At 48.2% G+C, this 6,389-nt stretch carries 10 protein-coding genes; 8 read left to right on the forward strand and 2 right to left on the reverse strand.

Annotated elements, in window-relative coordinates; translation table 11 throughout:
- The first annotated feature begins 176 nt into the window (after nucleotides 1-176).
- The 8 genes from BCT27_RS02450 to BCT27_RS02485 all read left to right on the forward strand — a co-directional run bounded on the left by BCT27_RS02450 (nucleotide 177) and on the right by BCT27_RS02485 (nucleotide 4,029).
- A complete protein-coding gene (locus BCT27_RS02450) occupies nucleotides 177-827 on the forward strand; it encodes an XRE family transcriptional regulator (RefSeq protein ID WP_102394944.1) in 651 nt (216 codons plus the stop codon).
- Between the two features lie 110 nt (nucleotides 828-937).
- Nucleotides 938-1,210, forward strand: a complete 273-nt coding sequence (locus BCT27_RS02455; RefSeq protein WP_102394945.1) for a hypothetical protein — start codon at nucleotides 938-940, stop codon at nucleotides 1,208-1,210.
- Entirely contained in the window at nucleotides 1,203-1,541 is a 339-nt protein-coding gene (locus BCT27_RS02460) for a MalT transcriptional regulator family protein (protein WP_102394946.1), read from the forward strand. The genes BCT27_RS02455 and BCT27_RS02460 overlap by 8 nt, the downstream gene beginning before the upstream one ends.
- Nucleotides 1,542-1,552: 11 nt before the next feature.
- Nucleotides 1,553-2,170 (forward strand): DNA N-6-adenine-methyltransferase, encoded by a 618-nt coding sequence (locus tag BCT27_RS02465; protein WP_102394947.1) that lies wholly within the window; start codon nucleotides 1,553-1,555, stop codon nucleotides 2,168-2,170.
- Nucleotides 2,167-2,538, forward strand: coding sequence for a hypothetical protein (locus BCT27_RS02470; RefSeq protein ID WP_102394948.1), 372 nt, complete (start codon nucleotides 2,167-2,169; stop codon nucleotides 2,536-2,538). The genes BCT27_RS02465 and BCT27_RS02470 overlap by 4 nt, the downstream gene beginning before the upstream one ends.
- A 95-nt stretch (nucleotides 2,539-2,633) precedes the next feature.
- Entirely contained in the window at nucleotides 2,634-3,422 is a 789-nt protein-coding gene (locus tag BCT27_RS02475) for a coiled-coil domain-containing protein (RefSeq protein WP_133153365.1), read from the forward strand.
- The gene (locus tag BCT27_RS02480) at nucleotides 3,419-3,808 is read left to right on the forward strand and encodes a hypothetical protein (protein WP_102394950.1); all 390 of its coding nucleotides are present in this window, start codon (nucleotides 3,419-3,421) and stop codon (nucleotides 3,806-3,808) included. Before BCT27_RS02475 ends, BCT27_RS02480 begins: the two co-directional genes overlap by 4 nt.
- On the forward strand, nucleotides 3,805-4,029 hold the full coding sequence (locus tag BCT27_RS02485; RefSeq protein ID WP_102394951.1) for a hypothetical protein: 225 nt from the start codon (nucleotides 3,805-3,807) through the stop codon (nucleotides 4,027-4,029). The genes BCT27_RS02480 and BCT27_RS02485 overlap by 4 nt, the downstream gene beginning before the upstream one ends.
- 29 nt (nucleotides 4,030-4,058) lie before the next feature.
- Here the strand turns inward: BCT27_RS02485 and BCT27_RS02490 are convergent, their stop codons facing one another.
- Both BCT27_RS02490 and BCT27_RS02495 read right to left on the reverse strand, forming a co-directional pair.
- Nucleotides 4,059-5,378, reverse strand: coding sequence for an ISL3 family transposase (locus BCT27_RS02490; protein ID WP_102394952.1), 1,320 nt, complete (start codon nucleotides 5,376-5,378; stop codon nucleotides 4,059-4,061).
- On the reverse strand, nucleotides 5,365-6,306 hold the full coding sequence (locus tag BCT27_RS02495) for a DNA-methyltransferase (RefSeq protein WP_198597497.1): 942 nt from the start codon (nucleotides 6,304-6,306) through the stop codon (nucleotides 5,365-5,367). The genes BCT27_RS02490 and BCT27_RS02495 overlap by 14 nt, the downstream gene beginning before the upstream one ends.
- Nucleotides 6,307-6,389 lie beyond the last annotated feature (83 nt).

The raw sequence follows: 6,389 nt of genomic DNA on the forward strand, positions 1-6,389 counted from the left end.
CGATTTGCGACATAGATTAACAACAAATCGTTGTTATAACAATGATCGAGGTGTGCCAAATTCCGCATTCTGTGGTACATTTAAGCGATAAAACGCCGCCTGATAGGCGACGGCATGACAAAAGCACATTAAAAAGCGTTAACTCACTAACAAAACCACCCCCGGAACAGGGCCAAATGATGAAAGTAGACACGAAAGAAATCACCGGCGAACGCCTCCGCGCACGGCGTTTATTAAAAGGCTGGACGGCGCGCGAGGCGGCATTGGCGGCGTCACTGGCTGCGCCTGAACCTATCTCGACCGGGCGGTGGCAAAACTGGGAATGCGCACAGCGCAGCCCAGGGACCGATTTATACCCGTTTCTGGCCAAGGTGCTCGACACCACGCCGCAATATTTAGCGGCCTGGTCAGACGAACCCGGGATCGGGGTCGAAACCAACAAATACGCCGTGGCCAACGTTAACCAGGGCGGGCGCGATGACCCGATCGCGTTTAACGTGGAGGCATTGAAAAAACGCGGATTGGATGAACTGTATTTGCATCTTTTGACGACCGCCGATGACGCAATGGCCCCCGACATCAAGCGCGGTGAAATGGTGCTTTTTGATAAGACAAAAACCACGATTGAAAGCGGCGGCATTTACGCCTTGGTTATGGGTGAGGATGTGTTTATTCGGTTTGTGCGCCGCGACATCGGCAAAGGTTACAGCGTGTACGCAAGCAACGAAAAACACGCGCCGCTACAATCCTTTAGCGACAGCGAATTTAAACAAATTGACGTGATCGGCCGCCTGGCATTCAAAGGCACCTGGCTCACTGAAAAATAAGCGTCACTAAAAGCGCGGGGGGTCCGCGTTTTTTAGCAATCAATTAACAACATTTTGCAGTGCATGGCGACAACGCCAAAGCAAAACAAACAACGCAAAAGGAATACACCATGTTAGACGGTCAACTTACAGTGCTACGCATCACCACGCCGGCCGAGTTCCATAGCGTGACGCGCAATCAAAAACAATGTGTTCAAGCGGCCGCCGCCATGCAGTTGGCCACCTCGGTATTATTAGAAAAAGCGCTCGACAGCAACCTCGACGAAGAAGCGCACGCCCTGGTCAACGCGGCGAATTTTCAAGTCAACGAATTGAAAAACACGCTGGGCAAATTGATGCAACAGCTCGACAGCGTCACCTTGGAGGATTTCCGCCATGACTAACCCCATCAGCGCCCCAGGGACGGGGCTTGATTTTGATGAATTGCTGGTCCTAACCCGTCACGCGGCGGGGATTTCCCCGGCCGACGTGGCCAAAGAGTTGGCCGTCAGTGCGCCGGTGCTAAAACTTATCGAGCAAGACATTCGCCGAAAGCTGGGCGCAAAAAGTCCGATGCACATGATCGCCCGCGCGTTTCAGCTCGGGATATTAAAAGCGCTTTGCCTCGTGCTTTGCTTTTCCTTTGTCACCAGCGTGGACACCCAAGCGACCCGAACGGGCAGCGCAAGAACCAGCATGAGCCGCCCCGCGCGGTCGCGAAACGATTTCATTTAAGGGACATTGAAATGGGAAAAAATAACGCGAACTTAGTCAACCAAACCAGCGGGAAAGTGGAATATTACACCCCGCCAGAATGGACCGACGCGGCGCGCCAGGCGCTCGGCACCATCGAGCTAGATCCGGCAAGCTGTGCCACGGCAAACGACAACGTGAAAGCCGTGCGATTTTTCACCAAACACGACGACGGGCTGGCCCAGCCCTGGACGGCGGCCACATTATGGATGAATCACCCTTTTCACCGCGGCGAAAAGGCGTGCCCAATGCCTCACACAAAATGCAGAAAAAAAACCTGTATTGATCGGGGTCATCACATCGACCACGCCATCCCGAGCAATGACGACTGGATCAGCAAACTCCTTGCCGAATACCAAGCGGGCAACGTGAAAGAGGCCATTATCATCACGTTCGCCAACACAAGCGAATCGTGGTTTAAAAAGTTGCTGCCTTTTCCTCAATGTATGCCGAATAAGCGGGTGCATTACTACAAACCCGACGGCAGCCTCGACAAGAACTGCACCAAAGGGAGTGCGATCACGTACTTAGGCCCCAACCTTGACACCTTCGCGGCGGTGTTTAGTCGCCTGGGAACCATCAAAATCGAATACAAAAAAGGCCAAGCATGAACACCATCGACGCGCACGACATCACCCTGATGGCCACCTTGCTGGCCGACGGCATCAAAGCCGCCGAGGTCGCGGAAAAGTTCGAAATAACCATCAAAGACGTATTGGCGGCGGTTTATCCCGATCTGCCCGCGCCGGGGTTATATGTCAAACGCTTGAATCGCGGACAGGCCATCACGGGCGAGTTTGGCATCGAAAAACGCTGTCCGAAATGTACCGACTTTCACCCCGCGACCGCCGAGTTTTGGCATCACTGCCACAAAAACACCGATGGTTTTCATTGGTGGTGTAAAGCCTGCGAATGCGAACGAAAGCCACGCGCGAAGCGGGCAACAAACCAAACGACACACAGAGAGATCTCGCTATGACAGACCAGCGCACCATCACACTCAACGACGACGCCGCCGATTGCTTAGAAACGTTTGTCGGTTTGTTTAACGGGATGATCCGAGACTCGGACGAAATGGCCGCGGAAATCAACACCCTGAGCGCGCGTCAGCTCGACTACCACCACCACAAAAACCGCGCCAAGGGGCTAGAAAATCAGATTGAAGCACTAGAGGCCCAGGTCGCCGAGCGTGACGAAATTCTCGGCGTTGCAAAACTGGTCGCCGATGAAAAAATCAGAATGGAAAAAGTCGCGGCAAGCCAGCGCGCGCGCATTGATCAGCTTGAACGCGAGTTGAGCATGTCACGTCAACGCGGCGGCGAACTGCAAAAGCAACTCACGCAACTAAAAAGCGGCGACAACCCTCAAAAGCTCAAAGCGCAAAACCAGCGGCTCAAAGAAAACGGAAAAGAAAAAGACGCAAAAAACGCGAGATTGGAACGGGAGGCCAAGATCTACAGAAAAGAGATCAAAGAGTTAAACATCAAACAAAACCAGGCGTTCGATAAAATCAAGGCATTGAAAGCGCAAGGCGGCGAATTAACGGGCGTGTTTCATAAAGGGGACCACCATCTGATTGTGTGGCCACAAACAATCAAATCAAAAAGCGAAGAATCTGGCATCACACACGAAAGTCGCGCATTGCTTCACATGCACCAATCCGGCACCGCGCGCTTAATCACATATGACAGAGATAATGCGCAGCTAGTCATTCACAAGGCCCCGGCGGGCGGGGTGCGCTTAAATAAAGAAATTGAGCGCTTTGCCGAGGATTGGCTGTTTAATGTCAATATCACGCAAAGCGGCAACGTAACCGCCGCCGATTTGTTACAAACCAACCTCAACACAAAAGGAGAATCATGAGGCACACACTAAGACAAGGAGAGCATTTTTGCATTGGCCCCGCATTACAACTGCCGGGGCCGACACTGCCCTCTCAAGACTGGACGAGAGAACACGGGATTATTACAACGGGATCAGGGGCGTCAATGACGATTGTTGATTTTGCAACGCCGCGAGAATGCATGATCGAGGGGATGGTTTTCACCACGGATGGATCAAACGTCGCGCTTGATGTTTATTTCGGCGATTCGTCCAAAGAAAGCACATTGACATTTGATGCGGGAGAACTAGCGGGAACATGGCAAAAATTCAGATTTTCATTTAATTTCAAATCCCTACGACTGAGAGCTAGAAACAATTCAAGCCCGACCAAGTTTAAAGAAATCACAATAAAGGAGATATTATGATTTTGGAAAGCAATAAAAACTACGCAGTGACGAAAGAAGGGCTTCATCAACTGGTCATAGCTGGCGAGGAAGGAAGCGAGGCAACGCTCTACATCTCGCAAGATGGGCTGCCATTTCAGCCCATTCACACCTACACCCAACAATCACCGCCCGAACAAATAAACCTGCTTTTTTCGTGCCTTAAAATAGAGGGTATGCGGATTAGAGTGAGTATTGATTAAAATTTATACTAATCAATACTCTACCTCTGTTATTTCTTCTTGTGTGTATTTGGATGTTTCATGTGCTGTTCAAATAGCTTCCTAACCATGTCATGTCGGAACCCATGAAAGGACATTTCAGGTTCATCAATCAAGATCATTTCGTTAGGCTCTGGGCGCGGCTGGTTAAGTGAATCAATGGTGGTTTCAAGTCCACCTTTTGTGTAAAGCAATTTAGCCCTGAGCACTTCAAAGCTGTATCCTCTGCCGTTCCTGAAGGTTCCTTTTATGGAGTTATTCAGACTCTCTGTGACGGCATTAGTGTATGGATAATCCCACCAATTAAAGATTTCCTCATGCCAGTTATCTATCGCTCGAATGGCATCACTAAAGTATTTTCGGACGGTTGGAGTTGCTACGCTTTTCCAGTTCTCCCAGTAGTCCTCAGCTTGCTTTCTGGTAGGCATATCCCACATACCCAAGAAACCCTCTTTAGCGTTGTAGACTTCCATTAACTGAGGATACTCATTAGTCCAGAAGTCAAAAGACGCTAACTCATTTAACCCTTTAATGTTGTCTCGGCGTTTTAGAAGAATTTTGCGGTCATTCTTGAGTTTCTTACGCTCTTTTACTGTCAACTCCGCACGAACAGATTTACGGGCTTTCTCCATAGCTTCGCCCGCCATTTTCGCAACATGAAATCGGTCTACAACAACCACTGCATTGGGTATGAGCTGCTTAACTGCACGGTGGTATGGTCGCCACATATCAATACAAACGATCTCTATGTTCTTCCATCCACGAAGACGCATGATCGCCTTTTGAGTGGCGTCTTGCGATCTGTCCTTACGCATATCCAGAAGAGTTCTCTTCTCGATGTCAGTCATTACAAGGTGCATTTTCTGGCTAAAGTGCGTCTCATCGATACCAAGAACTCGCGGCGCTTGCCAGTCATGCTTATTTTCAATAGCAGTAACGTAGTTAGCGAATACATTTCTGATCGTCTTCTCATCAACGCCAAGCTCACTGGCTACGCTCAAGAACGGAACCTTAGCAGCACGCTTAACTATGTAGTCAACAGTGCGCTTTGGCATCCTGAAATCTTCGTGAAGCCACTCCAACGGTTCGAAATACGTCTTACCACAGGGCTTACACTTCAGGCGTTTTCTAGTGAAGCTGATACGGACTGTCTTAGCGTGCATCTGAGTATCGACAAAACCCTGAATGCGCTTTCCGATTACAACAGATTCAGCCGACCTGCACTCAGGACAATCCCTTATTGCTACCGAAGATTCAGCATGAATAACATAGCTCTCATCGTCTTCTTCTAAGTTTCTAACTACAACATTTGGGAGATTAAGAAGCGGCATTAGCAACCTCAAACAAGTAAGAGTAACGTTTTGATATTTGCTCTCGAGATACGCCACACTCTCGTGCAACTGCAGCTTTGCTAACTCTCTTGTTTGCCAAGCGTAGTTCGTGAATTGCTTTCATTACAATTTGCTCAGTTTTTTCCGTTCTTATTTTATGTGTGAAGTATGCCCCTTTTGAAGTGTGATGTATGCTATTTGAACCCTCAGGGGATTCAATTTCACCGATACGAGCAGACGCGATATCAAAGTATTTGCGCTCTTTCTCGAACCCAATAAATGATCTTCTCAAACTCTTAGCTGCAACTCCTGCAGTACCTGAACCCATACAAAAATCCAGTACAACATCTTCTTCATTGCTATACGTTTTGATTATGTACTCGAGCAAAGAAACAGGCTTTTGAGTTGGGTGTAAGTTTTCTTTGTATCGGTCACTGTCAAACTTTTGAACAGAGCGAGGATATCTCTCGGTTGAGTCATATCTGGTTAACTTGTCTTGCTTTCCATAACAGTCGCTATTGTCTTGGCTTCTAATTGCGACCTTTCTTTTGTGGCCTGTGGTTTTTTGAGCATTGTAAACAGGGAGCTTCTTGTAAAAGACAAGTACGTTCTCATGCGCTTTCATCGGCATCTTTTTGGCGTTTAAATGACCTGTAGAAGTGTTCTTTTCCCAGATCCACTCATAGCGCAACATAGGCAGATTTGAAGCACCAAGAACTTTGTCAAAAGGAGTTTGAGCAAAGAGAACAATCGCAGCTCTCTCTTTCGTTACTCGTTTAAGTTCAGGCCATAAAGCATCAAGGTCTATTAAAGTATCCCACTTACAACGCGTTGTTCCATATGGCATATCCGCACACACCAAATCAACGCTATTGCTAGGTATTGATTTGATTAGCTCTAAGCAATCTCCGTGTCTTAAATCTATCACTCTATACTCACTATAATCCGAATCGCATAACTATGATTCTACAAGTTAGTTATTTATTCGTACACACTTAAATCCGAATACCC

This window comes from Enterovibrio norvegicus, from assembly GCF_002876705.1.
Lineage (GTDB): Bacteria > Pseudomonadota > Gammaproteobacteria > Enterobacterales > Vibrionaceae > Enterovibrio > Enterovibrio norvegicus_B.